Annotated in this window: 25 protein-coding genes and 1 tRNA gene; 16 read left to right on the forward strand and 10 right to left on the reverse strand. The window is 59.3% G+C overall.

Annotated elements, in window-relative coordinates; all coding sequences use genetic code 11:
- Positions 1 to 40: 40 nt before the first annotated feature.
- The 6 genes from petC to FZZ92_RS08365 all read left to right on the forward strand — a co-directional run bounded on the left by petC (position 41) and on the right by FZZ92_RS08365 (position 4,182).
- A complete protein-coding gene (petC, locus tag FZZ92_RS08340; RefSeq protein WP_115024049.1) occupies positions 41 to 577 on the forward strand; it encodes a cytochrome b6-f complex iron-sulfur subunit in 537 nt (178 codons plus the stop codon).
- A gap of 38 nt (positions 578 to 615) precedes the next feature.
- Positions 616 to 1,551 (forward strand): cytochrome f, encoded by a 936-nt coding sequence (gene petA / locus FZZ92_RS08345; RefSeq protein ID WP_115024051.1) that lies wholly within the window; start codon positions 616 to 618, stop codon positions 1,549 to 1,551.
- Positions 1,552 to 1,556: 5 nt separating this feature from the next.
- Entirely contained in the window at positions 1,557 to 2,435 is an 879-nt protein-coding gene (gene lgt, locus FZZ92_RS08350) for a prolipoprotein diacylglyceryl transferase (protein WP_226422990.1), read from the forward strand.
- Positions 2,432 to 3,193, forward strand: a complete 762-nt coding sequence (gene cobM / locus FZZ92_RS08355) for a precorrin-4 C(11)-methyltransferase (protein ID WP_226398291.1) — start codon at positions 2,432 to 2,434, stop codon at positions 3,191 to 3,193. The genes lgt and cobM overlap by 4 nt, the downstream gene beginning before the upstream one ends.
- Before the next feature lie 25 nt (positions 3,194 to 3,218).
- Positions 3,219 to 3,290 (forward strand) — tRNA-Val (locus tag FZZ92_RS08360).
- Between the two features lie 100 nt (positions 3,291 to 3,390).
- The gene (locus FZZ92_RS08365; protein ID WP_226422991.1) at positions 3,391 to 4,182 is read left to right on the forward strand and encodes a helix-turn-helix transcriptional regulator; all 792 of its coding nucleotides are present in this window, start codon (positions 3,391 to 3,393) and stop codon (positions 4,180 to 4,182) included.
- Here FZZ92_RS08365 and FZZ92_RS08370 read toward each other — a convergent pair.
- Positions 4,166 to 5,803: a Ppx/GppA phosphatase family protein gene (locus tag FZZ92_RS08370; RefSeq protein WP_226398344.1), complete on the reverse strand. Its 1,638-nt coding sequence runs from the start codon at positions 5,801 to 5,803 to the stop codon at positions 4,166 to 4,168. The two genes, FZZ92_RS08365 and FZZ92_RS08370, sit on opposite strands and share 17 nt — an antisense overlap.
- Positions 5,804 to 5,890: 87 nt before the next feature.
- Between FZZ92_RS08370 and FZZ92_RS08375 the strand changes: the two genes are divergently transcribed.
- Entirely contained in the window at positions 5,891 to 6,784 is an 894-nt protein-coding gene (locus tag FZZ92_RS08375) for a 4-hydroxybenzoate polyprenyltransferase (RefSeq protein ID WP_226398293.1), read from the forward strand.
- A complete protein-coding gene (locus tag FZZ92_RS08380; RefSeq protein WP_226422993.1) occupies positions 6,784 to 7,668 on the forward strand; it encodes an LD-carboxypeptidase in 885 nt (294 codons plus the stop codon). Before FZZ92_RS08375 ends, FZZ92_RS08380 begins: the two co-directional genes overlap by 1 nt.
- Here FZZ92_RS08380 and ispD read toward each other — a convergent pair.
- Positions 7,652 to 8,332 (reverse strand): 2-C-methyl-D-erythritol 4-phosphate cytidylyltransferase, encoded by a 681-nt coding sequence (ispD, locus tag FZZ92_RS08385; protein ID WP_226398345.1) that lies wholly within the window; start codon positions 8,330 to 8,332, stop codon positions 7,652 to 7,654. The genes FZZ92_RS08380 and ispD overlap by 17 nt on opposite strands.
- A 72-nt stretch (positions 8,333 to 8,404) precedes the next feature.
- On the opposite strand from ispD, the gene FZZ92_RS08390 reads away from it, so the two are divergent.
- Genes FZZ92_RS08390 through fabG form a run of 3 tightly spaced genes read left to right on the forward strand, consistent with a single transcriptional unit; the run spans position 8,405 to position 11,104 of the window.
- Positions 8,405 to 9,238: a glycosyltransferase family 9 protein gene (locus FZZ92_RS08390; protein ID WP_226422994.1), complete on the forward strand. Its 834-nt coding sequence runs from the start codon at positions 8,405 to 8,407 to the stop codon at positions 9,236 to 9,238.
- A gap of 10 nt (positions 9,239 to 9,248) precedes the next feature.
- Positions 9,249 to 10,304 (forward strand): TrkA family potassium uptake protein, encoded by a 1,056-nt coding sequence (locus FZZ92_RS08395; RefSeq protein ID WP_226398296.1) that lies wholly within the window; start codon positions 9,249 to 9,251, stop codon positions 10,302 to 10,304.
- A gap of 47 nt (positions 10,305 to 10,351) precedes the next feature.
- A complete protein-coding gene (gene fabG, locus FZZ92_RS08400; protein ID WP_115024366.1) occupies positions 10,352 to 11,104 on the forward strand; it encodes a 3-oxoacyl-[acyl-carrier-protein] reductase in 753 nt (250 codons plus the stop codon).
- A 9-nt stretch (positions 11,105 to 11,113) separates the two neighbouring features.
- Here fabG and FZZ92_RS08405 read toward each other — a convergent pair whose 3' ends face one another.
- Positions 11,114 to 11,290 carry a hypothetical protein gene (locus FZZ92_RS08405; RefSeq protein ID WP_166017435.1) on the reverse strand — a complete coding sequence of 59 codons (177 nt, stop codon included), beginning with the start codon at positions 11,288 to 11,290 and terminating at the stop codon, positions 11,114 to 11,116.
- A gap of 131 nt (positions 11,291 to 11,421) precedes the next feature.
- Between FZZ92_RS08405 and groL the strand changes: the two genes are divergently transcribed.
- Positions 11,422 to 13,119 carry a chaperonin GroEL gene (gene groL, locus FZZ92_RS08410; protein WP_226422995.1) on the forward strand — a complete coding sequence of 566 codons (1,698 nt, stop codon included), beginning with the start codon at positions 11,422 to 11,424 and terminating at the stop codon, positions 13,117 to 13,119.
- Here groL and FZZ92_RS08415 read toward each other — a convergent pair whose 3' ends face one another.
- The 6 genes from FZZ92_RS08415 to FZZ92_RS08440 are packed head-to-tail and all read right to left on the reverse strand — an operon-like array spanning position 13,120 to position 18,177.
- Positions 13,120 to 13,809, reverse strand: a complete 690-nt coding sequence (locus FZZ92_RS08415; protein WP_115024063.1) for an N-acetylmannosamine-6-phosphate 2-epimerase — start codon at positions 13,807 to 13,809, stop codon at positions 13,120 to 13,122. It abuts the gene before it with no gap.
- 5 nt (positions 13,810 to 13,814) lie between these two features.
- The gene (locus FZZ92_RS08420; protein WP_226398298.1) at positions 13,815 to 14,339 is read right to left on the reverse strand and encodes a hypothetical protein; all 525 of its coding nucleotides are present in this window, start codon (positions 14,337 to 14,339) and stop codon (positions 13,815 to 13,817) included.
- A gap of 4 nt (positions 14,340 to 14,343) precedes the next feature.
- Complete coding sequence (locus FZZ92_RS08425; protein ID WP_115024066.1) at positions 14,344 to 15,198, reverse strand: ABC transporter permease; 855 nt, start codon at positions 15,196 to 15,198, stop codon at positions 14,344 to 14,346.
- Between the two features lie 9 nt (positions 15,199 to 15,207).
- Entirely contained in the window at positions 15,208 to 16,221 is a 1,014-nt protein-coding gene (locus tag FZZ92_RS08430; RefSeq protein WP_226398299.1) for an ABC transporter ATP-binding protein, read from the reverse strand.
- 50 nt (positions 16,222 to 16,271) lie between these two features.
- Positions 16,272 to 17,255, reverse strand: coding sequence for a heme o synthase (locus FZZ92_RS08435; protein WP_226398300.1), 984 nt, complete (start codon positions 17,253 to 17,255; stop codon positions 16,272 to 16,274).
- Positions 17,248 to 18,177 carry a heme A synthase gene (locus FZZ92_RS08440; protein WP_370631258.1) on the reverse strand — a complete coding sequence of 310 codons (930 nt, stop codon included), beginning with the start codon at positions 18,175 to 18,177 and terminating at the stop codon, positions 17,248 to 17,250. Before FZZ92_RS08440 ends, FZZ92_RS08435 begins: the two co-directional genes overlap by 8 nt.
- A gap of 202 nt (positions 18,178 to 18,379) precedes the next feature.
- On the opposite strand from FZZ92_RS08440, the gene FZZ92_RS08445 reads away from it, so the two are divergent.
- From FZZ92_RS08445 to FZZ92_RS08460, 4 genes are read left to right on the forward strand one after another with little or no spacing between them, the layout of a single operon-like run.
- A complete protein-coding gene (locus tag FZZ92_RS08445; RefSeq protein WP_115024072.1) occupies positions 18,380 to 19,210 on the forward strand; it encodes a cytochrome c oxidase subunit II in 831 nt (276 codons plus the stop codon).
- A gap of 1 nt (position 19,211) precedes the next feature.
- Positions 19,212 to 20,879, forward strand: a complete 1,668-nt coding sequence (ctaD, locus tag FZZ92_RS08450; RefSeq protein WP_226398302.1) for a cytochrome c oxidase subunit I — start codon at positions 19,212 to 19,214, stop codon at positions 20,877 to 20,879.
- The gene (locus FZZ92_RS08455) at positions 20,876 to 21,475 is read left to right on the forward strand and encodes a cytochrome c oxidase subunit 3 (protein ID WP_226398303.1); all 600 of its coding nucleotides are present in this window, start codon (positions 20,876 to 20,878) and stop codon (positions 21,473 to 21,475) included. Before ctaD ends, FZZ92_RS08455 begins: the two co-directional genes overlap by 4 nt.
- Before the next feature lie 54 nt (positions 21,476 to 21,529).
- Entirely contained in the window at positions 21,530 to 21,901 is a 372-nt protein-coding gene (locus tag FZZ92_RS08460; protein WP_226398304.1) for an AbrB family transcriptional regulator, read from the forward strand.
- Here the strand turns inward: FZZ92_RS08460 and FZZ92_RS08465 are convergent.
- A complete protein-coding gene (locus FZZ92_RS08465) occupies positions 21,886 to 22,539 on the reverse strand; it encodes a riboflavin synthase (protein WP_226398305.1) in 654 nt (217 codons plus the stop codon). The two genes, FZZ92_RS08460 and FZZ92_RS08465, sit on opposite strands and share 16 nt — an antisense overlap.
- Between the last annotated feature and the right edge of the window lie 42 nt (positions 22,540 to 22,581).

The following is a 22,581-nucleotide window of genomic DNA, read 5'->3' on the forward strand; positions in this document are numbered from 1 at the left end:
TCCATAATGGTCGGCAATCCGAGCTGGATGAACGTCCGCCATGACCCAACTCTCCTCGAGCGATGTGCCCGGAATGGGTCGTCGGCAGTTCATGAATCTGCTGACGTTTGGCTCCGTGACCGGTGTGGCCCTTGGAGCCCTTTATCCGGTGGCGAACTACTTCATCCCCCCCAAGGCCGCTGGCAGCGGTGGTGGCACCAGCGCCAAGGATGAGCTGGGCAATGCAATCACAGCCAGTGGCTGGCTTGCGAGCCACCCAGAAGGTGATCGCAGCCTTGTTCAGGGACTGAAAGGCGATCCGACCTACCTAATTGTCGAAGGTGAAGACGCCATCGGCAGCTACGGCATCAATGCCATCTGCACCCACCTCGGCTGTGTCGTTCCTTGGAACAGCGGTGCAAATAAGTTCATGTGTCCATGCCATGGCAGCCAATACGACGCCACCGGCAAGGTGGTGCGTGGCCCTGCCCCTCTCTCCTTGGCCCTGGCCAACGTCAGCGTTGAGAACGACAACGTGTTCATGAGCCAGTGGACCGAAACCGATTTCCGAACTGGTGATAAGCCCTGGTGGGCCTGATCTTTCCCTCCCCTACGCCTGCATCCCCTCACCGTCCCATGCGTCGTCACCTCTCGCTTCTCCTTGGATCGCTGGTCATCGGACTGGCGCTGCTAATTGCCCCGTCTGCCAGCTGGGCATATCCCTTCTGGGCTCAACAAAACTATGAAAGCCCCCGGGAAGCCACCGGCAAAATTGTTTGCGCCAACTGCCACCTGGCCAAAAAGCTGACCCAGGCCGAAGTTCCCCAATCAGTTCTGCCTGACAGCGTCTTCACCGCCAGCGTCAAGATTCCCTATGAGCAGGGTCTTCAGGAAATCGGAGCCGATGGAAGCGACGTAGGCCTCCAGGTCGGCGCCGTTGTGATGCTTCCCGATGGCTTCACCCTCGCTCCTCAGGACCGCTGGACCGATGAGATCAAGGAGGAAACGGAAGGGGTCTACTTCACTCAATACAGCGACGACCAGCCGAACATCCTGCTGGTGGGCCCGATTCCAGGTGACCAGCACCAGGAAGTTGTCTTCCCTGTTCTCTCCCCTGATCCAGCCACCGACAGCAACATCCACTTCGGTAAGTACCAGATCCACGTCGGTGGCAACCGCGGTCGCGGCCAGGTTTATCCCACCGGTGAAAAGAGCAACAACACCATCTTCACGGCACCAGCAACCGGCACCATCGCCTCTATCGAACCTGGTGACAACGGCGCGAGCGTGGTCAGCATCACCACGGCTGACGGTGAAAGCGTGAACGAAACCATTCCTGTCGGGCCCCAAGTTCTGGTCAAGGCTGGCGACAGCATCGAAGCCGGCGCTGCTCTCACCGATGACCCCAATGTGGGCGGCTTCGGTCAAGTGGATGCTGAAATTGTTCTCCAGAACCCCGTTCGCATCTACGGATTGCTTGCTTTCTTCGCCGCTGTGGCTCTCGCACAGATCATGTTGGTGCTGAAGAAAAGGCAGATTGAGAAAGTTCAGGCAGCTGAAGCCAACTTCTGATTTCTATGGCTGTTGAAGCCCTGTTTCCCCTGGCGACATTCCAGTCGCCAGGGGAATTTTTGCCTCACACCGAAAACTGGTTTCTGCCGCTTCGGTGGTACGGCCTGCTCATTGCCACGGCAGTGCTGATCGGCTTGAACCTCTCCAGTCGCCTGGCAAAGCTCCGACATCTTGAGAACGGCTTAATCAGCGATCTGCTGCCCGTACTCGTGCTGTTTTCCGTCATCGGGGCACGCATCTACTACGTGGCATTTGAGTGGCACAACTACGCATCGCACCCGCTCAAGGCCCTTGCCATTTGGGAGGGCGGCATCGCCATCCATGGCGCTCTGCTTGCTGGAACACTCACATTGATCCTGTTTTGCCGCTGGCGCCGTCAATCCTTTTGGGATGTGCTCGACGTTCTGGTGCCATCCGTGGCCTTAGGACAAGCGATCGGTCGCTGGGGGAACTTCTTCAACTCTGAGGCATTTGGCGTTCCAACAGATCTGCCGTGGAAACTGTTCATACCAGCGCAGAGCCGCCCGGTTACTTACAGCACTTCGGAATTTTTCCACCCGACATTTCTCTATGAATCGGTGTGGAATCTGCTGCTCTTCGCAGTCCTGCTGCTGATCTTCCGCCGCGGCTTGAAGTCACCCGGGATCCTCCCGGCGGGCGCTATGAGCTGCGTTTACTTGGTCGGTTACAGCCTTGGCCGCGTCTGGATTGAAGGTCTTCGCATCGATCCCCTCTGCATCGGCTCACTTCCCCCCGCATGCGAAGGGGGCATCCGCATCGCCCAACTGATGAGTTGCACGTTGGTCGCTCTCGGCGGGATCGGGCTTTGGTGGCTATATGGACGAAAGCGACCCCTGCCTGATCCATCAGGCCAACGCAGTTGAGTCACGTTGTCAGTTTCGTTGGAGCAGGCCCAGGTGCTCCAGACCTGCTTACCCTTCGCGCTGCTGAACGGCTCAAACGGGCTGAGGTTCTGGTCTGGACGGATTCCTTGGTGTGTCCTGCAATCACCGATCTAGCTCCAGCCGATTGCGAACGGATCCGCACCAGCACGACAACGCTCGAAGAGCTGATCCCTTTGCTCATCGATCGCTACCGCCAGGGCAAACGGGTGGTCCGGCTCCATGACGGCGATACGGCGCTCTACAGCGCCATCAATGAACAGATCTGTGCCTTGAGTGACGCGGACATCCCCGTGGAGGTGGTGCCTGGAATCAGTGCCTACCAAGCTGCAGCAGCTGGACTCGCTAGCGAACTCACGCTTCCAGGAGTGGTGCAGACCATCGTGCTCAGTCGGGCCGGAGGACGCACCGGCGTGCCGGAACGGGAGGAGCTCGGCAGATTGGCAACCCTGCGCGCCAGCCTTTGCATCTACCTCAGCGCCAGACATGTCGAGGAGGTGCAAACCACCCTTCTGGATCACTATCCAGACGACACTCCCGTGGCGATCGGACATCGGGTGAGCTGGCCTGATCAAATGCTCACAGTGGTCCCTTTGAGGGAGATGGCTGCGGCCAGTCAAGAACGCAATCTGATTCGAACCACGCTTTATGTGGTGAGTCCTGCACTCGCCGGTGGCCCTCAACGCTCACGTCTCTACTCCCCTGACCACGACCACCTGTTCCGTCCAAAAACCCAATAGGCGGTGGTTTAGGATCGATTTGTGCGGGCGATTAGCACAGTGGTAGCGCACTTCCTTCACACGGAAGGGGTCACTGGTTCGAATCCAGTATCGCCCATATTTTTTGGTGCCATTGACTCTTGGGGTTCACCAATGGGGCTGACTGAATGATCAACTGGGCTTAAGTTTCGCCAGGAACTAGGTCGACTTACTCATCCATGCACGAGCGGAGTCTTACGGAAGACCAGAGCAAAGATGCGGGCCTGGTCCAAGTAGGGCGACAGTTGGCTGAAGCACGGGGTGGAGCCGGCCTGACACGGGACCAGCTGGCCAGCCAGATGCACATGGGAGTGGAGCAACTCACCGCACTGGAACGAGGCGATCAAGACGCACTGCCAGAACCTGTCTTTATTAAAGCCATGGTGCGTCGGCTCAGCTCCCATCTGGGTTTAGATGCCGACGCCATGGTGCAGGCCATCGGCCCCCTCTCCACCAGCAAGACCCAACAGCCGGCTCCTGGATCCACAAGTCGGGGAATCGCCCAGCAGAAACCGGCAAGACTCAACCCGCTCCCCCTTCTCGCCCTAGCCGGTTTGACAGGCCTGGGGGTGGTTGTGTGGAGCAACGCTTCAGAACTTTCGCGCTTCGCCCAAGGGTTGAGACCTGCGAGTCGAACGCTCGTCGTGAACGAGCCGGCTTCGCCTCCTAAAGCCAAAACAGATGTCGCCTTGGAGGTTGAGATTGAGTCACTCATCGTCCCAGCGCCTCCGACAGCACAAACAGCTCTCACAATCAGCAGCAGCGAACCCAGCTGGATCGCCCTGCGTCGTGAGGGGATTGTGGAATTTGAAGGGCTTCTAAACGGTGAACGCAGGATTGAAAATCCAGAGCTGGTTGAGATCTACGCCGGTCGGCCCGATCTGGTGCAGCTGACGTCGCCAGACGCTGAAAGAAGAACCCTGGGGGCTGTTGACGACATCCGCTGGATCCGACTCAATCCTGAACTCTGACGCGCAGATCGACTCCGACGGCCTCCCGTACGACCTCAGCGCAGCTCTGCAAACTCCACTTCTCAAGACTGACGTTCTGGTTCACCCGCTCGCGAACGATCTCCAGATCCAGGACTCCTCTCACTGCATGAATGCGCAGTGCTGAGATCACTGGTTCTGGCCTGCGATCCAAAGCAGCGGCCAAGCGCAGCAAAATGGCCATCTGATGAACGCAACGACGGTTTTCTCGGTTGGCCAGGAGCTGCCAGGACTCATGACGCTTCTTGGGCAAGCTGCGGCGGTGATAGCGAGCAATCGCCGCCACCATCAGATGTTCCGCTTCTGAATAGCCCAGCAGCTCCCCATGGCGAATCAAGTACCAAGAATGCTTGTGGTACGCGCTGATGTTGATGTGCTGGCCACAGGTATGCAGCATTGCTGCAGCCCAAAGCAGTTCGCGACCTTCGCCACTGTCGTCATGCATCACCCCCCGCGTGGCGTCGAACAGCTGGAGGGCATGGCTGGCGACCCGTTCTGCCCTGCTCTGATTCACCGCAAACCGCTGCACCTGATGAATCACGGTGCGTTGTCGAATGCTGCTCTGAAAGCTGAAGCGATCCTCAAGAAGACCGTGGCGAAGCATCCAATCGACGATGAGACCTTCCCTGAGGGCCCGCTCACTGAGAACTAGGTCGTCAACACCAAGCATTTGCATCGTGGTTTGCAGAATCAGCGCACCGGGAACAATGATTTCGGCCCGCCGGTCATTGATGGGAGCCAAATTCCGCCGTTCAGCGGGGGTCATCGTGATTAAGCGATCTACCACCCGGTCCAGACGCTGCCTGGTGAGTCGATACCCGTGCAACTTGCGCGGTGGACGCTCCTCTTCACTCGCCGCGAGAGAACCAATGGCCATCGCCGTGCCGCTGGTTGCCACCAGCACAGGTGTTTCACCGGGTTTGATCCTGCGACGCACTTTGTCGACCGCAGGTTCGAGCGATCCCTGAATGAACGCCTGCAGAAACGATCGACGTTTGGGGGGCATCGGATCGTCTTTGACGAAGTCCCGCTGGAGACGCACAGCCCCGACACGGGTGCTGGTGAGGGCGCGGGCATCGCGACCATCCGCAAGGATTAGTTCAGTGGAGCCTCCTCCGATATCGAGCAAAAGATGCGGACGATCTCCAAAAGGCATTCCTGAAAGCACACCCAAATAGATCAGCCGGGCCTCTTCAGGGCCACTGACCAGATCCACCTCCATCTCGAGGTCATCCAGGATGGTTTGGAGAAAATCGCGGCCATTTGGGGCTTCCCGGACGGCACTCGTCGCCGCGGTAACGATCTGCTCAACTTGATGGCTAGCGGCGAGATCCTTGAACTGGCGCAGGGTTTCATACCCTCGTTGCATCGCCGCCGCGGTCAGTTCACCGGTCTCAGGATCACGCTCCCCCAGACGCGTGGTGACCTTTTCAGCCTGGATGATGCGGAAGGTGCGCAGCTTTGGATCAATGGCTGCGACCAGTAGATGGAAGGAATTCGTACCGATATCGATCGCTGCAATCCGACGCAGATCTGGATTCGCCCGCTGGGGCAAACCGTTGTTCTGTTCCGTTGGCTTGGCTGGGGCCTCGGCATCCAGCATCAACGTCAGGAAGGGAGGTGAATCCACTCTGCCACTCACAGCCGGAGCCATAAGACCCTGACTAGGGTTCTTCAAATCTCGTTGATTGTGATCAGCAGCTCTGCCCGTCTTCAGCCCTGGATTGAACTGCTCCGCTGGAACAAACCCACCGGACGGCTAATCCTGTTGATCCCAGCGGGCTGGGCCCTCTGGCTGAATCCAACAGCCCCGCCCGGCCTTGGACTGATCCTGCAGATCCTTGTGGGAGGCCTGGCCGTTAGCGGTGCAGGCTGCATCGCCAATGACCTATGGGACCAGCGGTTCGACGGCAAAGTGGAACGCACGAAAAGCCGTCCTCTGGCCAGGGGTGCGCTGCAGCGAGGACCAGCCTTCGCTTTGCTGCTGACCTTGCTGGTCGTCAGCCTGGCTGTCGTGCTGAGTCTTCCGGCCGCCAGTCTCAGGCTCTGTCTCGCGTTGGCCTGCACGGCCGTGCTGCCGATCCTCGGGTATCCATCAGCAAAGCGGTGGTTCGCCTTCCCCCAGGTGATCTTGGCGCTGTGCTGGGGCTTCGCGGTGCTGATCCCCTGGGCCGCTGCAACGGCCTCCTTGAGCTGGAGTCCTGTCCTGGTGTGCAGTTGGCTCGCGACCGTGGTCTGGACCTTTGGTTTCGACACGGTCTATGCCATGGCCGATCGACGTGACGATGCCAGCCTCGGCCTGCACAGCAGCGCCTTGAGCCTCGGATTCCGCGTGGTGCCTGTGGTGCGTGGCTGCTACCTCGTGACAGCCATCACCCTTGCCATTGCGGCCTGGTCGGCTCAGATCCCAGCACCGTTCTGGCCTCTCTGGTTGCTTGCCACAGTCTTCATGCAGCTCAGCTGCAACCCCTTAAACAAGCAAGATGCCTCCATGGGCACCTACGGGAAGCACTTTTCCCAGCAGGTCCAGGCGGGGATACTGCTCTGGCTCGGCCTGGTTCTAGCCAGGGGATGGGGAGTCTGATGCGCATCACCCCGGCTCCACCGCTCCAGAATGGAGACAGTGTGGCCTGCGTGGCCGCCAGTTCAGCCCTGCAGGACGACATCAAGCTGCAACAGGGCATTGCTGTTCTGCAGAGCTGGGGCCTGGATGTTCAAACCCAGGCCTTGGCCACCCGACGTTGGGGCTACTTCGCAGGCCACGATGACGCGCGCCATGCCGATCTGCATCCGGACGAACCCGCAGCGCTGCTCGCCTGTGCCCGCGGTGGATGGGGGGCTGCTCGGCTGCTGGAGCAGCCCATCCGCTGGCAGAGCGGCTGGTTGCTGGGCTTTTCCGATGTCACAGCACTGCTCTGGGCCCGCCAGGCAGCAGGGTTTGCAGGGGGGATCCATGGCCCCTTGCTGACAACGCTTGCAAATGAGCCGGACTGGAGTCGTGACCGATTGCGCAACCTGCTCTTCGGTCAAACCGTCCCCTCACTACAAGGACGAGGTGGTGGTGGAGGGGTGGGGACAGGCCCCCTACTCGTGGCCAATCTGACCGTCGCCACCCACCTGCTGGGGAGCCGCTTCGTCCCCCCCCTCGAGGGAGCCATTTTGGTGCTGGAAGATGTCGGGGAGGCCCCCTACCGGATCGATCGGATGCTGACCCAATGGAGGCTCAATGGCAGTCTGCAAGGCTTGGCAGGTCTCGGGTTTGGCAATTTCGAAGGGTGCGGAGATGAACCGCGAGATGCCTCGGAATGCTTCAACCTCGAGCAGGTTCTTGAGGATCGAACTGCCGACCTCGGCATTCCCAGAGTGATGGACCTGCCCGTTGGTCACCGAGCAGGCAACGCTGCTCTGCCCATAGGAGAGATGGCACGCCTCGACGGCCAGACAGGCCTACTCAGCCTGCTGACCTGAGGGCGAGCACCGCCTCAGCCACGGTCAAGTCAAACGGCGTTGTGACCTTGATGTTTGCAGGTCCAGCATCCAAGACCTGCACAGGCCAACCAAGACGCTCGTACAACGACGCGTCGTCGGTCACCGTCCAGGCCTGAGCCACCGCCTCAGCGTGACCGCGACGCAGCTGGTCGACGGCAAAGCCCTGCGGTGTCTGCGCCGCCCAGAGCTCCGATCGGTCAGGCGTGTCTCGAATCAAACCATCGGATCCCACACGTTTGATCGTGTCACTGACTGGTGTTGCGGCAATCAGGGCCGTACCGGCCTCAACAGCAGCAGCACAACGGTCAAACAAATCCGGTTCAGCCAAACAGCGAGCTCCGTCATGAATCAAGACATGGCGGGCCTGCTCCGGCAGTCCCGCCAGACCACACAAAACCGACTCCTGCCGAGTGCTGCCCCCTTGAATCCACTGCACCGGCTTGCTGGGTGCATCCAGCACGGCCAGGATGGCCTCTCGATCGACCTCTTGGCCGACGATGCCGATCCACTCAATCCGCTCAGAGCGCAAGGCCGCCTCAAGGGTCCAGGCAATGACAGGGCGTCCGGCCAACGGCAAAAGCAGCTTGTTCCGATCCGCACCCATGCGCCGACCGCTTCCTGCCGCAGCAATCAACAGATGCACAAGCGACTCCTGCCCTGGGCAGGCGTAAACGACCTCCATAAAATCAGTTCGCACCATGGATGACGGCGCTGCATGCGAGTTCTTGCCCTAAGCCCGGGTTCGCTCGAAGACCAGCTGGACCGTCTACCAGCCCTGGCCGAGATCTGCCAGAAGCTCAACGCCACATTGCAGGTGGCGTGTGATCCCCAGCAGGCAGCCCCTTGGAAACTCCTGCCATGCCTAGAAAAGCTGTTGCCATTCAGCTTCGAGGCCAACCCCACCCTTGCTGACTGGGCCAATCTGCTCGGCTGTGTGCGGGAACCTGACTTCCAGGTGTGCATCAACTTTGCTGAAGGTCAGCAGGTCAACCTGATGCTGTCGATGAGTCATATCCCCAAACGGCTGGGATCTGAAGGCTTTGCCTGCACCGACAGGCTCAGCATCGACCAGGGCTGGACTGCGCAGCGTCTGGCTCCTTACCTCCAGGCCCTTGGTCTTGAACTCGAGGCCGAGCAGTTCCGCGTGCCCCTGGCGGCAGGTGTTCTCGATGAAGCCCGAGAAGCATTACCCCGCGGCGATGGTCCTCTGCTGCTGCTGTCCCCGACAGGCCAAGGTCATGACTGGCCTGCAGCCGAATGGCACAAGCTTCCTGAAACCATCAAAAGCCGCCTTCCGGCGCTGCGCAGCATGTTGCTTCCAGCAAAGCTCAGCCTGGCCAAGCGTGCAGCCCTGATTGCCTGTGCCGATGTTGTGCTCAGCAGCTGCCCGATTTCACAACGTCTGGCGACCTATTGCGGCACCCCCTTAGTTGCCCTTGGAGCAGCGGCAAAAGATCTCCCCGAGCGCGCCGAGATCCGCTGTCTCGGCCGCTCTGATGAGCTCGCCACGCTGAAGAGCAGTGAAGTTCTGACAGCCCTCGGTTTCTGAAGGAGGTCCAATGAGGCGCCGCAGAGCCAGAGGACAGCTGAAGCTGATCACAGCTCCATGGCGGGGCCCCATCAGTGCCCTGAGTGCTGTGATCTTCGCCGGTGCCCTTGGATACCGAATCACTGAGGGCTGGGACTGGGGCGATTGCCTCTGGATGGTGCTGATCACGATCAGCACCATCGGCTACGGCGAGGTGGAAGTCCTGTCACCCCAGGGGCGCCTGGTCACCGTGCTGATCGTGGTTGGTGGATTGGTGGTTGTTCAACTGGCCATCCAACGCGTTCTCGGGCTGAAGGACTCGGGATATTTCCTCAGACTGCGTGAATTCCGCTTTCACCGAATGCTGGAAAGCCTGCACAACCATGTGATCCTTTGCGGCTATGGCCGAATCGGGCAGGAAATCGCGGCCCAACTCCAACGCGATGGGGTACCTCTCGTGGTGATCGAGACGGATCCCAATCGAAGGGATGTCGCTGAAATGAAGGGGATGCGTGTTCTGCAGGCGGATGCAACCTTGGACGAAACGTTGCTGGACGCAGGACTCGAACGCTGCTGCAGCCTCGTTGCAGCCCTTCCGAGCGATGCTTCCAATCTTTATGTGATCCTCAGCGCCAAGGATCTAAGGCCGGATTGCCGCTTAATTGCCCGCGCAAACAGCGATGAAGCGGCTTCAAAGCTGCGTCTGGCAGGGGCCACTGTCGTGGTCAGTCCCTATGTGGCTGGTGGCCGCGTGATGGCGGCTTCTGCTCTGCGGCCCCTGGCACTCAACTTCATGGAGCTTCTGGCTGGCTCTGATTACGAGATCGAGGAATTCCAGCTGAGTCACGACCCACTGCACCTGATGGAGATCCGTGGGCGCAGCCTGTCTGAACTGGAGCTGGGCCGCCGCAGTGGAGCCATGGTGCTCGCGATCCGAGAAAAGGGAAAGCTGATCGCCAATCCAGGCGGAGACACCCAGATGGCACCGGGACAACTCCTGATCGTGCTGGGGAGCAAGACCCAACTCGCGACCTTTCAAGCGTTACTGGGGGAGGCCGTCGACACGATTGAAACCATGCCGGGTTGAGGTTGATGACGGCGGCTCCGTACGATCCTGCGATCAAAGGTTCCTCCATGTCTCCCAGCGCTTCTCTTGCCGGTCAGACCGCCCTGGTGACAGGAGGAGGTCGCGGCATCGGCCGTGCCATCGCCCTAGCCCTGGGCGAAGCAGGAGCAGAAGTCGTCGTGAACTACTCCAATTCCGCCGCCGCAGCGGACGACGTGGTCGCTGCGATCACTGCAGCTGGGGGCCAGGCCTACGCCCTGAAAGCCAATGTGTCTGTCGAGGCAGAGGTGGATGGCCTGATCAAACAGGTGCTTGAACGCAGCGGCCGTCTGGATGTGTTGGTGAACAACGCCGGCATCACACGGGACGGCCTGCTGATGCGAATGAAAACCGACGATTGGCAAGCGGTGATCGACCTCAACCTCAGTGGTGTGTTCCTCTGCACGAGAGCTGTGGCACGCCCGATGCTGAAGCAGAAGAGTGGCCGGATCATCAACATCACCTCTGTTGTGGGGCTGATGGGCAACGCTGGCCAGGCCAACTACGCCGCCGCCAAAGCCGGCGTCATCGGTCTGACCCGCAGCACCGCGAAGGAGCTCGCTAGCCGTGGCATCACCGTGAACGCGGTGGCTCCAGGCTTCATCGCCACGGACATGACCAAGGACCTCGATGCGGAGGCCATTCTCAAAGACATCCCGCTGGGGACCTTTGGAACCCAGGAGCAGGTGGCTGGTGCCGTGCGCTTCCTTGCCTCCGACCCAGCAGCGGCCTACATCACAGGCCAGGTGCTGCAGGTTGATGGCGGCATGGTGATGGCCTGAGAACAAGAATCAGGGATCAAGGGGTTGGGCCAATTGATCACGCAAGCGGCGGATGCGCTGGAGCAGGCGAAGGCGACGGCTGCGGGCTGTCGCTGTCAGAAAAATTCGCAAGGGGACGTAAACCAGGGCCATTGAACCGGCCAGCCCCGCCATCAGGACAAAAAAGAGCGCTCCCGATTCAGCCATGACCGGACCCTAATGAGTTCGTTAAGGGGGGGCATCCAGGCGACTCGAAACCATTCGGCTTTCCCCACCACAAGACCTCTCCACGAGTGCCACATCGCTATGGGACAGTGACCAACGGCGTCCCCGCGACTATGGCCAAACTCCTTTCTTTCTCTGACGAATCCCGCAGCGCCCTTGAGCGGGGTGTAGATGCACTCGCCGATGCAGTGCGCGTCACGATCGGCCCCCGGGGTCGCAACGTTGTGCTCGAAAACAAATTCGGCGCACCCGACATCGTCAACGACGGCGACTCGATCGCACGCGAAATCGAACTGGATGATCCGTTCGAGAACCTCGGCGCCAAGCTGATGCAGCAGGTGTCGTCAAAGACCAAAGACAAAGCCGGAGACGGCACCACGACCGCAACAGTCCTGGCTCAGGCCATGGTGCGGGAAGGTCTGCGCAACACAGCTGCTGGCGCAAGCCCCGTGGAACTCCGCCGTGGCATGGAGAAAGCCGCCGCACAGATTGTTGCGGGACTGGGCGAGCGGAGCCAGGCCGTCGCCGGCGATGCCATTCGTCAGGTGGCCACGGTGAGCTCCGGGGGTGACGAAGAAGTCGGTCAGATGATTGCGGAGGCGATGGACAAGGTGAGCACCGATGGGGTGATCACTGTTGAGGAATCGAAATCCCTGGCAACGGAACTCGAAATCACCGAAGGCATGGCCTTCGACCGCGGTTACAGCTCCCCTTACTTCGTCACTGATGCCGATCGTCAGGTCTGTGAATTCGAAAACCCACTGATCCTGCTAACGGACCGCAAAATCAGCACGATCACAGATCTGGTCCCCGTGCTGGAGACCGTTCAGAAAAGTGGATCACCTCTGTTGATCCTCTCGGAGGAAGTGGAAGGCGAGGCTCTGGCAACGCTTGTGATGAACAAGAGCCGTGGGGTTCTGCAGGTGGCCGCTGTTCGGGCTCCCTCATTCGGAGAACGTCGCAAGGCAGCCCTCGCCGATATCGCCATCCTCACCGGCGGAACGCTGATCAGCGAGGACAAGGCGATGACCCTCGACAAGGTGACCCTCGAGGATCTCGGTAAAGCGCGCCGCGTCACCATCAGCAAGGAGAGCACCACGATTGTCGCCACGGACGACCATCGCCAGGCCGTGAGCGAACGCGTTGGCGCGATCCGACGTGAGCTGGAGGCCACCGAATCCGACTACGACCGCGAGAAGCTCAGCGAGCGGATCGCCAAGCTGGCCGGTGGCGTTGCAGTGATCAAGGTCGGTGCCCCAACGGAAACGGAATTGAAGAACCGCAAACTGAGAATCGAGGATGCCCTGAATGCAACCCGTGCCGCTATCGAAGAGGGCATTGTTGCCGGCGGCGGCAGCACATTGCTGCAACTCGCCGACAGCCTGAACTCGCTGGCGTCAAGCCTCAACGGCGACCAACGCACCGGTGTGGAGATTGTGCAACGGGCGCTGACCGCACCGATTCATCAGATCGCTACCAATGCCGGGCAGAACGGCGATGTTGTGATCGCTGGCATGCGCAGCAGTGGCCAGGGATTCAACGCCCTCAGTGGTGCTTATGAAGACCTGATGGCTGCAGGCATCGTCGACGCCGCAAAGGTGGTGCGTCTGGCTGTGCAGGATTCGATCTCAATCGCCTCTCTTCTAATCACGACCGAGGTTGTGATCGCCGACAAACCGGAACCTCCAGCACCTGCTCCGGCAGGAGACGGCGATCCCATGGGTGGCATGGGTGGCATGGGTGGAATGGGCGGCATGGGCATGCCGGGAATGGGTGGCATGGGTGGAATGGGCATGCCCGGAATGATGTGATCAGCTGATCATTCCCTCGCGATAAGCGGTCACCTGGAGATCCACTCCGGTGATCGCCGTCCCAACGACCACGGTGTCTGCACCGGCCTGCAACGCTGAACGGGCGTCGGCCGGTGAGGAAATTCCCCCCTCACAGATCAGGCGCACAGAGCTGGGAAGGTCTGCGCGGAGCTGGGGGAGAAGATCAAGCGCAGGTGGGCGCTGCTGCGCTGTCGCCTCCGTGTAGCCGTAGAGCGTGGTCCCAACCCAGTCACAGCCAAGTTCGGCCGCACGCAGTCCATTGTCGAGCGAATCCACATCAGCCATCAGGGGAGCACGCAGCTCATCACGGGTGCGCTGCACCAACGTTGCAAGGTCCTGACCAGCAGGCCGCTTACGGGCTGTAGCGTCAATCGCGATCACATCGGCACCTGCAGACCACACAGCCTGGATTTCTTTCCATCCCGGGGTGATGTACACCGAACTATCGGGGAACGTGCACTTCCACAAGCCGATGATCAAGGCATCTGGGCAGCGACGACGCACAGCACCAATGTGTTCAGGGCTTTCCAAGCGCACACCGACTGCCCCATTTCGCAGGGAGGCTTCGGCCATGGCAGCGATCACATCAGGGTGGCGCATCGGCGAACCTTGTGGTGCCTGCACCGAAACGATCAGCCCCTGATCAAGGGATTCAGGGTTCGGAATCATGGTGTTCAGGCAGCCTTCTGGAAATCGCCATCCTCTCGGCGCGGAAGCCAACGCCGAAGTGAACGCGGAGTAGTGATGGGGGGAGCCGGCACAGGACCAGCAGTGAAGGTCTGTTGAAGAGCCGTTCCTTCAACCAACAACTCTTCCTCCGCTACAACCTCTTCCTCAACCAACAACTCTTCCTCCGCTACAACCTCTTCCTCAACCAACAACTCTTCCTCCGCCAGGATCTCAGGAGCGAAGCAAGGCTCATCAGCAACCGCAATCTGCAACGGTTCAACAGCAGGAGAAACGCTGGAGTCAGCCACTGTGGAACTGAACTCACGAGTGGAACTGAACTCACGATCCGAGACCGTCGGCTCAGGCAAGCTCAGGTCAAGATCACCAGCGCTTTTAAATCCGTAGCGGTGAACCCACTGACTAATCAGGCGAGACAGCAAGGCCTCATCGCTTGTGGTCCTGGCCTCCTGGATCTGAAGGGCCAGAGCGTTCTGTCGACGCGACGGCTGCTGAAACGGGGAAGAAAGCACGGATTCAGGAGAGTTTGCGGTTGAGCAGCGGGCGAATCACAAGAAACAGCCCGATGGTGAGGAGCAGCAGGATCAGCAGGCAAGTGGTGCCGGTGACATCCCCGTAGGGGGCCTCCAACAAAACTGCCGAGAGGTCAAGAGGACCTTGGTAGGCCGCTCGAATGGGTTCAATCGCGAAGGTAAGAGGATTCAAGGCCGCAAGCCACCCCAGCCAGGTCGGCATGAAGGACAAAGGGGCAAGGGCCGTGCTGGCGAAGAGCAAGGGCAAGTTGGCCACAAAAATCACGGCGATCAACTCGATGTGGCCCGGCAAAGCGAACGCCAACCCAAGGCTGAGGGCTGTCACGGCAAACACCAGGAGCAGCAGCGTCACCAGCACCAAAACAAGGCCGCTGACGCCAGGCCACCCGTAACCGAGCACGGCCGCCGTGCCCATGATGACCAAACTCTGCAGCAGGCTGAGCGCGGTGATGTAGATCACCGACGCAAGCACGATGGAACTGCGGCTTCGCAGGGGTGCCACAAGTAAACGATTGAGGAAGCCGAATTCACGGTCGAACATCACCGGTAGCCCGGCGTTCAGAGCTCCGCTGAATGCCGTGAAGACAATGACTCCAGCGCCAAGAAAACGGCCATAGCTCATCCCGCCTGGGAGCAGGCCCTCAGGGGCGTTAGCGAAGAGCGCGCCGAACAGAATCAACCAAATCAATGGTTGCAGAATCCCAGCGATCAAGGTCGAGGGACGACGCATCAACTGAAGAAACAGACGCCGGGTGAGGGCCCACGTCTCCTGGCTGAGCTCAGCGAAGGCTCCGGATTGCTGCTGCTGAAGAGCAATTGATGCTGTGGGGGAGGTCATCATTGGCACTCAACGCATGGATTGACGCTTTTCCTGCTTGACGTCGCGCTGGCCTGCAATGGCCAGTTCAGCATCCATCAGGGTGCGTCCTGTTGCCTGAAGGTAGACATCATCGAGGCTTGGACGGCTTTGGGCCAAGGCAAAGACAGGGAGGCCTGCACCATCAAGGGTTTGACGAAGCTGGTCGATCACGGGCCCACCTTCAATTACCAGGTTGAGCGAAAAGCCCTGAGCTCGGTTGACCACCACCTCAAGCACCCCATTCAGCGGTTCAAGCAGCGCACGCACCTTGGCCGCCTCTTCAGCAGTGCTGAACTCTCGGACCCGGAGGGTGACGCGATCACCCCCAAGCCTTTGCTTGAGCTGGTCCGGAGTGCCTTCAGCAATCACCCGACCGTCATCAATGATCGCCATCTGATCAGCAAGTGCCTCCACCTCTTCCAGGTAGTGACTACTCAGAAGAACAGTGGTGCCCTCCTGAACCAGCTGACGCAACAGTTGCCAGATGGCACTCCTGCTCTCGATGTCCAATCCAACGGTGGGTTCATCAAGCACGAGCAACCGGGGACGGTGCAGCAAACCGGCCGCCAGATCGAGCCGACGACGCATGCCACCGGAATAGGTACCGCAGCGGCGATCAATCCAGTCGCCCATGGAGAGGCGTTCAATCAGATCAGCAATTCGGGTTTCGCGATCCTTCCGCTGCAAGTGGTACAGATCACCTTGAAGCTGCAGCAGTTCTCGACCGCTCAGAATCTTGTCAATAGCGACCTCTTGGGCCACATAACCCATGAGTTGGCGGACGGCTCTTGGCTCCGCCAGCCCGTCCACACCGCCCACATGTACGGAACCGCCATCCGGGGCAAGCAGGGTGGCCAGAATGCGCATGGCCGTTGTTTTACCGGCACCATTCGGGCCAAGAAGCCCGTAGAGGCACCCTTCAGGAACGGTGAGATCAAGCTCACGTAGAGCCGTAACCGAGCCGTAGGACTTGGAAATCTTGCGCAGTTCAATCAACGCCATCAGGCACCGTCAGGGACATCCTCGGGCAATCCAGGGAATCTAAAGAGTGTTCATTGAATCCCCATGAGCAGGTAGAGAAGCTGCATCACCTGGTAAGCAAAGCCTGATGCAAGATCCGTTCGACTGAGAATCAGCAGCAGGCACACACCGAACAGGTAAAGAATCGACCAACGGAACAGAGCCTTGGCATTCAGAAGGCTGTCGGGATCAAGAGAAAGTCGGTCGACGAGCTGCAGCAGCCGACCGTTGTAGGGAAGCAGCAACAGACCGTAGAAGACACCACCGGAGGGCAGGGCGAACACTCCCAAACCGCTCAGCAGGACGGTGATCCAGCCATAGGTCTTGATCGCCCGCGCTGTCACCACAGGCCCTTTGACGACCGGCAGCATCGGAATACCAACAGCGCGGTAGTCCTCGCGCAACAAAAGTGCCAACGCCCAGAAGTGGGCTGGCGTCCAGACCATCACCAGAGCAAACAGCCACCAGCCCCCGAGGCCAACATGACCGGTGGCGGCAGCAGCCCCCACAAGGGGTGGAATCGCCCCGGCAACGCCACCAATGACGATGTTCTGTGACGTCCGCGGCTTGAGCAGCGCTGTATAGAGCAGGACGTAACTGCAAAGACCGAGCAGGGACAGTCCGGCAGCGAGACAGTTCACACCACTCACCAGCAACATCGCCGCTGCCAAAGTGCATGCGATGGCTCCGGCGAACGCACTGGTGGGCGAAAGCCGACCGGAGGGAAGTGCCCGACCGCTGGTGCGGGCCATCCGGCCATCGAGATCCTGTTCCCACAAACAGTTCAGAACACCAGCGGCAGCTGAAGCGAGAGCTCCTCCCCCCAGGGTGCAAACCAGCCGCGGCGAGGAGAGGGGCCACCCCTCGCTGAGAGCCATTCCCCCCAGAGTGGTGGCAAGCAGCAGAGGGATGAGTCGCGGTTTGGCGACTTCCAGCCAGGCTGGAAGTTTCACCCGCTTGCGGGAGGGAACCACCTCCTCACGGGTCGGACGAACGATTGCTGTGAGTTCAGCCATGACAGGCCTCCAACGAGGTGTCGTCGAGAACGACGGAACGGGACGGTGAGGGGCGGCCCGCCGGAGATCGGACCAGAAGCGCCGCCATCAGGGCGATCAACAGGGCAGCCACGAGCTGGTGCGCAACGGTTACCGCGGGTTGCGACAGACCGAGGCGAAGGGTGAGGACACCCAGCGCCACCTGAGTCAGCACCAGGAGAACCACCCCAGCAAGCCAGGGCCACTGGCGGCGGGCCCAACCACCAGCCAGCAGTGCCACTCCGGCGAAGACCAGCAGAACAACGGCCACCGGCATCGCCGTGACGCGATGGGAGAGAACCAAATGACAGGCCTCGCCCCCAGCGAGGCAACGCTGCCCTGCCCAAGAGGTGGCTAGTCGACCACCGAGAAGACATTGGGAAAAGACCGACAACAGTCCAAGCAGTGCCGAGATGCGCCACCAGAGCGGAGCGGCGACGGCAGCGGGATGAAGCAGGCGTTGCGTCAACCCACTGAGCAGTGCAACAAGCGTTAGAGCAAGAGCCAAGTGGGCAGTCACGACATCCGATGGGAGCAGGTGGGTCACCGTCAAAGCACCCAGCCCTCCCTGCATGGCCACAAGAACCATCAGGCCAGCCGCCAGCCAGGGCAGCCATGAAGGCAGCTGACGCCGCCGAACCATCGTCGTCACAGCCATCACCACCAGGGCGACGCCAACGACGAAAGCGTCAAGGCGATGAAACCACTCCAGAAACACCTGAACATTCATTTGGCGACCCGGCAGAAATGAGCCAAAGCACAAAGGCCAGTCGGGACAGGCCAAGCCGGCCTCCATCACGCGCGTCGCGCCACCGATCACCACCAAAGCGATGACGGCGACTACCAAGTGCGCCGATAACAACCCAAGACGTCGACGAAGGGTCGACATTGAAGAAAGGATCATCGAACAAGCTCCATCCGATGCAACCCAGAAGGGATTGCTCGGACCGTAGCGATGCAGAACATGGCGTCATGCTTTATGGCCATCTGCGAAACAAAAGAGGGAAAGATCATCCCCTTTCCCTGACAGAAATGAGGCCTTAACAATCACTTCATGGAGATACGCAGCCAGGCCCATACGCTGATGAAAACCTGGGATTCATCGGGTGCAGATCCCATCCGCCATTCTCACGTTAGTGATTGGGATGGTCCTTGCTTTGGGCGGTCTTTGGATCGGCCAGAACATCAACCTCCTTCCCATCGACGCGAGCGCCAACGCGCCAATTTACGACGAACTGTTTAAGGTTCTGTTCACGATTGGCAGCATTCTTTTTGTTGGAATTACTGGTCTTCTCGTCTTCAGCTTGATTCGATTCCGACGGCGTAGCGGTCAACTTGGTGATGGTTTAGCCATTGAAGGCAATCTTCCCCTTGAAATTTTCTGGACAGCAGTTCCAGCTGTTGTCGTTCTTTTTGTTGGCCTATACAGCTACGACATCTACGACCGGATGGGTGGCATGGTGCCACTGGCCCATGACCATATGGGTGGGGCCCACGAGGAGCAGATATGGGGAGGCATCAGTTCCGGATCGATTGAATCAGCGGCAGCAACGAATGTCTTGCCCGTTGAAGTGACGGCCATGCAATTTGCCTTTCTCTTTCATTACCCAGATGGGGATATCACTTCAGGCGAGCTTCATGTTCCATCCGATCGACCAATCACCCTTCGCATGGAAGCAAAAGATGTGATTCATGCATTTTGGGTCCCTGAATTTCGCTTGAAACAGGATGTCATCCCAGGCCAACCAACCCAGCTGAGCTTTACGCCAACCCGCACGGGACGCTATCCGATCGTTTGCGCCGAACTCTGTGGCCCTTACCACGGCGGAATGCGCTCCACTGTCGTAGTGGAAAGCCCGGAAGACTGGAACAACTGGTACAAACAAAACGCCAAAGCAGCACCGGAAGACGAGCCCATCAACATCGCGAACGCCTGACATGACCATCAGCCTGCCCCCTGAAACATCCAGTCCCCCACGTCTTCAACCCAGCGGATGGTTGCGGTATTTCAGCTTCAGCGTTGATCACAAAGTGATCGGGCTGCAGTACCTCGTTTGTGGCTTTGCTTTTTATCTCATTGGCGGAGCACTGGCGGGTGCGATTCGAACGGAACTCACCAGCCCCGTTTCCGACTTCATGGCACGGGATGTCTACAACCAGGTTTTAACCCTCCACGGCACTGTGATGATCTTCCTCTGGATCGTCCCTGTGGTGAATGGTGCCTTTGGGAACTATTTAATCCCTTTTTATGTTGGAGCGCGGGACATGGCTTTCCCACGCCTTAATGCTGTTGCTTTTTGGTTGATTCCTCCAGCCGGATTAATGCTGATCACCAGCTATTTCCTAACAGGTGCTGCTCAATCTGGCTGGACCGCTTATCCACCACTCAGCATCACGACGCCAGCCACAGGACAAGTCATCTGGATCCTGAGCGTGCTGCTGCTTGGCGGAAGCTCGATCTTCGGAGGCATTAATTTCATCGCCACAATTCTCAAGCTGCGTCGCCCCGGCCTGAAGTTGATGCAGCTACCCATGTATTGCTGGGCGATGTTGGGAACCAGCATTCTTGTGGTTCTCTCAACACCAGTTCTCGCCGGAACATTGGTGTTACTAAGTTTCGATATTGTTGCCCACACAGGATTTTTCAACCCAACCCTTGGCGGAAATGTTGTCGTCTACCAGCATCTGTTCTGGTTCTATTCTCACCCAGCCGTTTACATCATGGTCTTGCCAGCCTTTGGCTTGGTGAGCGAAATCTTGCCGGTTCATGCCCGCAAGCCGCTTTTCGGCTACGTGACCATGGTGTACTCGATCATGGCCATTGTTGTTTTGGGCCTGATCGTGTGGGCCCACCACATGTTCACCAGCGGAACACCTCCCTGGATGCGACTGTTTTTCACCATTGCCACAGCCTTCATTGCTGTTCCAACCGGCATTAAATTCTTCAATTGGTTGGCAACACTCTGGGGCGGACGCATCAGCCTCAACAGCGCCATGCTGTTTTCTTGCGGCTTCATTGTGAACTTCGTTCTTGGAGGCATCACAGGCGTCGCCTTGGCACAGGTGCCTTTCGACATCCATGTCCACGACACCTACTTCGTCGTCGCTCATTTCCACTACATCGTCTTCGGTGGTTCGGTCTTTGTAATCTTCGCGTCGATTTACCACTGGTACCCCAAATTCACCGGCCGAATGCTGAATGAGGATCTTGGTCGGCTGCACTGTGCTCTCACCTTCATCGGTTTCAATCTGTGCTTCGGTCCGCAGCACTGGTTGGGCCTCAACGGCATGCCGCGACGTGTTGCTGAATACGACCCCCAATTCACCCTGATCAATCAGATCAGCTCCGTCGGAGCCCTGCTGATGGCCATCAGCACCCTGCCCTTCCTTTGGAATGTGATCCACAGCGCCCTGAGCGGTCCTGTCGCAGGAGACAACCCCTGGGAAGCGCTGACTCCCGAATGGCTGACCAGTTCTCCGCCACCAGTTGAAAACTGGATCGGCGAAGCCCCTCTCGTGGAAGAGCCCTACGGATATGGCGTCCCACCAGACGAGCTTGACCTCACCGCAACCAGCGGTCGTGATCTCTGGAGAAGCGGCAAATGACCACCACAGTGACCACCAAAGATCAGGATCACGGCCATACGGAGCATGCCGAGCATCCCGATCACCGCATGTTCGGCCTCGCCACTTTTCTAGTGGCGGACGCCATGACCTTCGCCGGCTTCTTTGCGGCCTACCTCACCTTTAAAGCGGTGAACCCACTCCCGGACGGGGCCATCTATGAACTCGAACTGCCCCTGCCGATCCTGAACACCGTTCTGCTGCTGGTGAGCAGTGCCACCTTCCACCGTGCCGGCCAGGCCATCCGCCAGGACGACCACAGGCGCTGCCGACGCTGGCTTCTGATCACCGCAGGCCTCGGACTGGCCTTTCTGGTGAGTCAGATGGTCGAATATTTCACTCTCCCCTTCGGCCTGACCGACAACCTTTTCGCTAGCACCTTTTTCGCCGCCACGGGATTTCATGGTCTCCATGTAACCCTCGGCGCCCTGATGACCCTGATTGTCTGGTGGCAGGCAAGGCAACCGGAGGGCCGTGTAACCGCAGCCGACCACTTCCCCCTGGAGGCAGCGGAGTTGTACTGGCACTTTGTGGATGGGATCTGGGTGGTTCTTTTCGTGATCCTTTATCTGCTCTGATCCCTTGCCTTGATTGGCGGGCGTGGCCAGAATTCAGTTGAATTAATTCCTGAAATGCTGGTCGGCAAGGAACTGCTAGACAAGGCCAGATCGCTCAGCAATCGGCCGGAAGACGACATTGCCCGCGGCTGTGGCTATGTGGGTCCGAGTGGACGTCTGCTCAAAAAAAGTTTTTATCGCGCCCTGGTGGAGGCCAAAGCGGCGGCCCAGGGATGGCAATTGCCGAAAAGCAACAGCAGTTCCTCAGGCGGCAGCCGTGGTCGGCAGGCCGACTTCCGAACCCGTGTTCATGGCAACGGCAACCTGTTGATCGGCCACGCCTATACCCGTCGGCTTGGCCTTGAGCCCGGACAGGAATTCAAGATCGAACTCCAGCGGGACTCCGGAATGATTGTTCTTCAGCAGATGGATCAAGACCAGCCGTGAGCGGCCAGCCAGTCGGATGACAGCCCCTCCTCCGTGCTGCGGCCATCGGAAGGATCGGCATGCAGCAGACGCTCGGCATAACGAGCCAGTTGATCGGCTTCCAGATTCACAGTGTCTCCAACGGCCAGGTTCCTCAGGGTTGTTGCATCCCAGGTGTGGGGAATGACGGCGAGGGAGAAAGTCGTTCCATCCGCTGAACACTCCGCCACTGTGAGGCTGATGCCGTCCACAGCAATGCTGGCCTTCTCACAGACGTAACGGCCAAATCGGGCTTCAGACCAGCGAATCGACAGAGCCCAGGAATGGGGGAGGGTCTCCACGCAGGTGACTTCACCGGTGGCATCCACATGGCCACTCACCAAATGTCCCCCAAGCCGGTCGCTCAGCCGAAGCGCGGGCTCGAGGTTCACAGCTCCACCTCGGTCCGCTTTTCGTCCCAGGGTGGTGCGGCGCAGGGTTTCCTCACTCACATCGGCGCGGAAGCCATCCGCCATCAGCTCAGCCGCCGTCAGGCAGACACCATCAACGGCGACGCTATCGCCAAGCGCCAGGGGAGCAAAGGGAGCACATCCCCAGACCACGACAGCCCCGGCACGACGCTCAATTCTTCCCACTGACTGCACCAGCCCCGTGAACATCGCTCGCAGCGGCTACTTAGCCATAATCGGATAGAGCCGCGC

Origin of the sequence: Synechococcus sp. MU1611, from assembly GCF_020514255.1 — a bacterium.
Taxonomy (GTDB): domain Bacteria; phylum Cyanobacteriota; class Cyanobacteriia; order PCC-6307; family Cyanobiaceae; genus Parasynechococcus.

Bases quoted from the DNA above. Each gene is read 5' to 3' on its own strand.
- petC (WP_115024049.1), top strand. From the start codon at position 41: ATGACCCAACTCTCCTCGAGCGATGTGCCCGGAATGGGTCGTCGGCAG.
- petA (WP_115024051.1), top strand. From the start codon at position 616: ATGCGTCGTCACCTCTCGCTTCTCCTTGGATCGCTGGTCATCGGACTG.
- lgt (WP_226422990.1), top strand. From the start codon at position 1,557: ATGGCTGTTGAAGCCCTGTTTCCCCTGGCGACATTCCAGTCGCCAGGG.
- FZZ92_RS08365 (WP_226422991.1), top strand. From the start codon at position 3,391: ATGCACGAGCGGAGTCTTACGGAAGACCAGAGCAAAGATGCGGGCCTG.
- FZZ92_RS08370 (WP_226398344.1), bottom strand. From the start codon at position 5,803: ATGCTGGATGCCGAGGCCCCAGCCAAGCCAACGGAACAGAACAACGGT.
- FZZ92_RS08380 (WP_226422993.1), top strand. From the start codon at position 6,784: ATGCGCATCACCCCGGCTCCACCGCTCCAGAATGGAGACAGTGTGGCC.
- FZZ92_RS08390 (WP_226422994.1), top strand. From the start codon at position 8,405: ATGCGAGTTCTTGCCCTAAGCCCGGGTTCGCTCGAAGACCAGCTGGAC.
- FZZ92_RS08395 (WP_226398296.1), top strand. From the start codon at position 9,249: ATGAGGCGCCGCAGAGCCAGAGGACAGCTGAAGCTGATCACAGCTCCA.
- fabG (WP_115024366.1), top strand. From the start codon at position 10,352: ATGTCTCCCAGCGCTTCTCTTGCCGGTCAGACCGCCCTGGTGACAGGA.
- FZZ92_RS08405 (WP_166017435.1), bottom strand. From the start codon at position 11,290: ATGGCTGAATCGGGAGCGCTCTTTTTTGTCCTGATGGCGGGGCTGGCC.
- groL (WP_226422995.1), top strand. From the start codon at position 11,422: ATGGCCAAACTCCTTTCTTTCTCTGACGAATCCCGCAGCGCCCTTGAG.
- FZZ92_RS08415 (WP_115024063.1), bottom strand. From the start codon at position 13,809: ATGATTCCGAACCCTGAATCCCTTGATCAGGGGCTGATCGTTTCGGTG.
- FZZ92_RS08425 (WP_115024066.1), bottom strand. From the start codon at position 15,198: ATGACCTCCCCCACAGCATCAATTGCTCTTCAGCAGCAGCAATCCGGA.
- FZZ92_RS08430 (WP_226398299.1), bottom strand. From the start codon at position 16,221: ATGGCGTTGATTGAACTGCGCAAGATTTCCAAGTCCTACGGCTCGGTT.
- FZZ92_RS08435 (WP_226398300.1), bottom strand. From the start codon at position 17,255: ATGGCTGAACTCACAGCAATCGTTCGTCCGACCCGTGAGGAGGTGGTT.
- FZZ92_RS08440 (WP_370631258.1), bottom strand. From the start codon at position 18,177: ATGATCCTTTCTTCAATGTCGACCCTTCGTCGACGTCTTGGGTTGTTA.
- ctaD (WP_226398302.1), top strand. From the start codon at position 19,212: ATGACCATCAGCCTGCCCCCTGAAACATCCAGTCCCCCACGTCTTCAA.
- FZZ92_RS08455 (WP_226398303.1), top strand. From the start codon at position 20,876: ATGACCACCACAGTGACCACCAAAGATCAGGATCACGGCCATACGGAG.
- FZZ92_RS08460 (WP_226398304.1), top strand. From the start codon at position 21,530: ATGCTGGTCGGCAAGGAACTGCTAGACAAGGCCAGATCGCTCAGCAAT.
- FZZ92_RS08465 (WP_226398305.1), bottom strand. From the start codon at position 22,539: ATGTTCACGGGGCTGGTGCAGTCAGTGGGAAGAATTGAGCGTCGTGCC.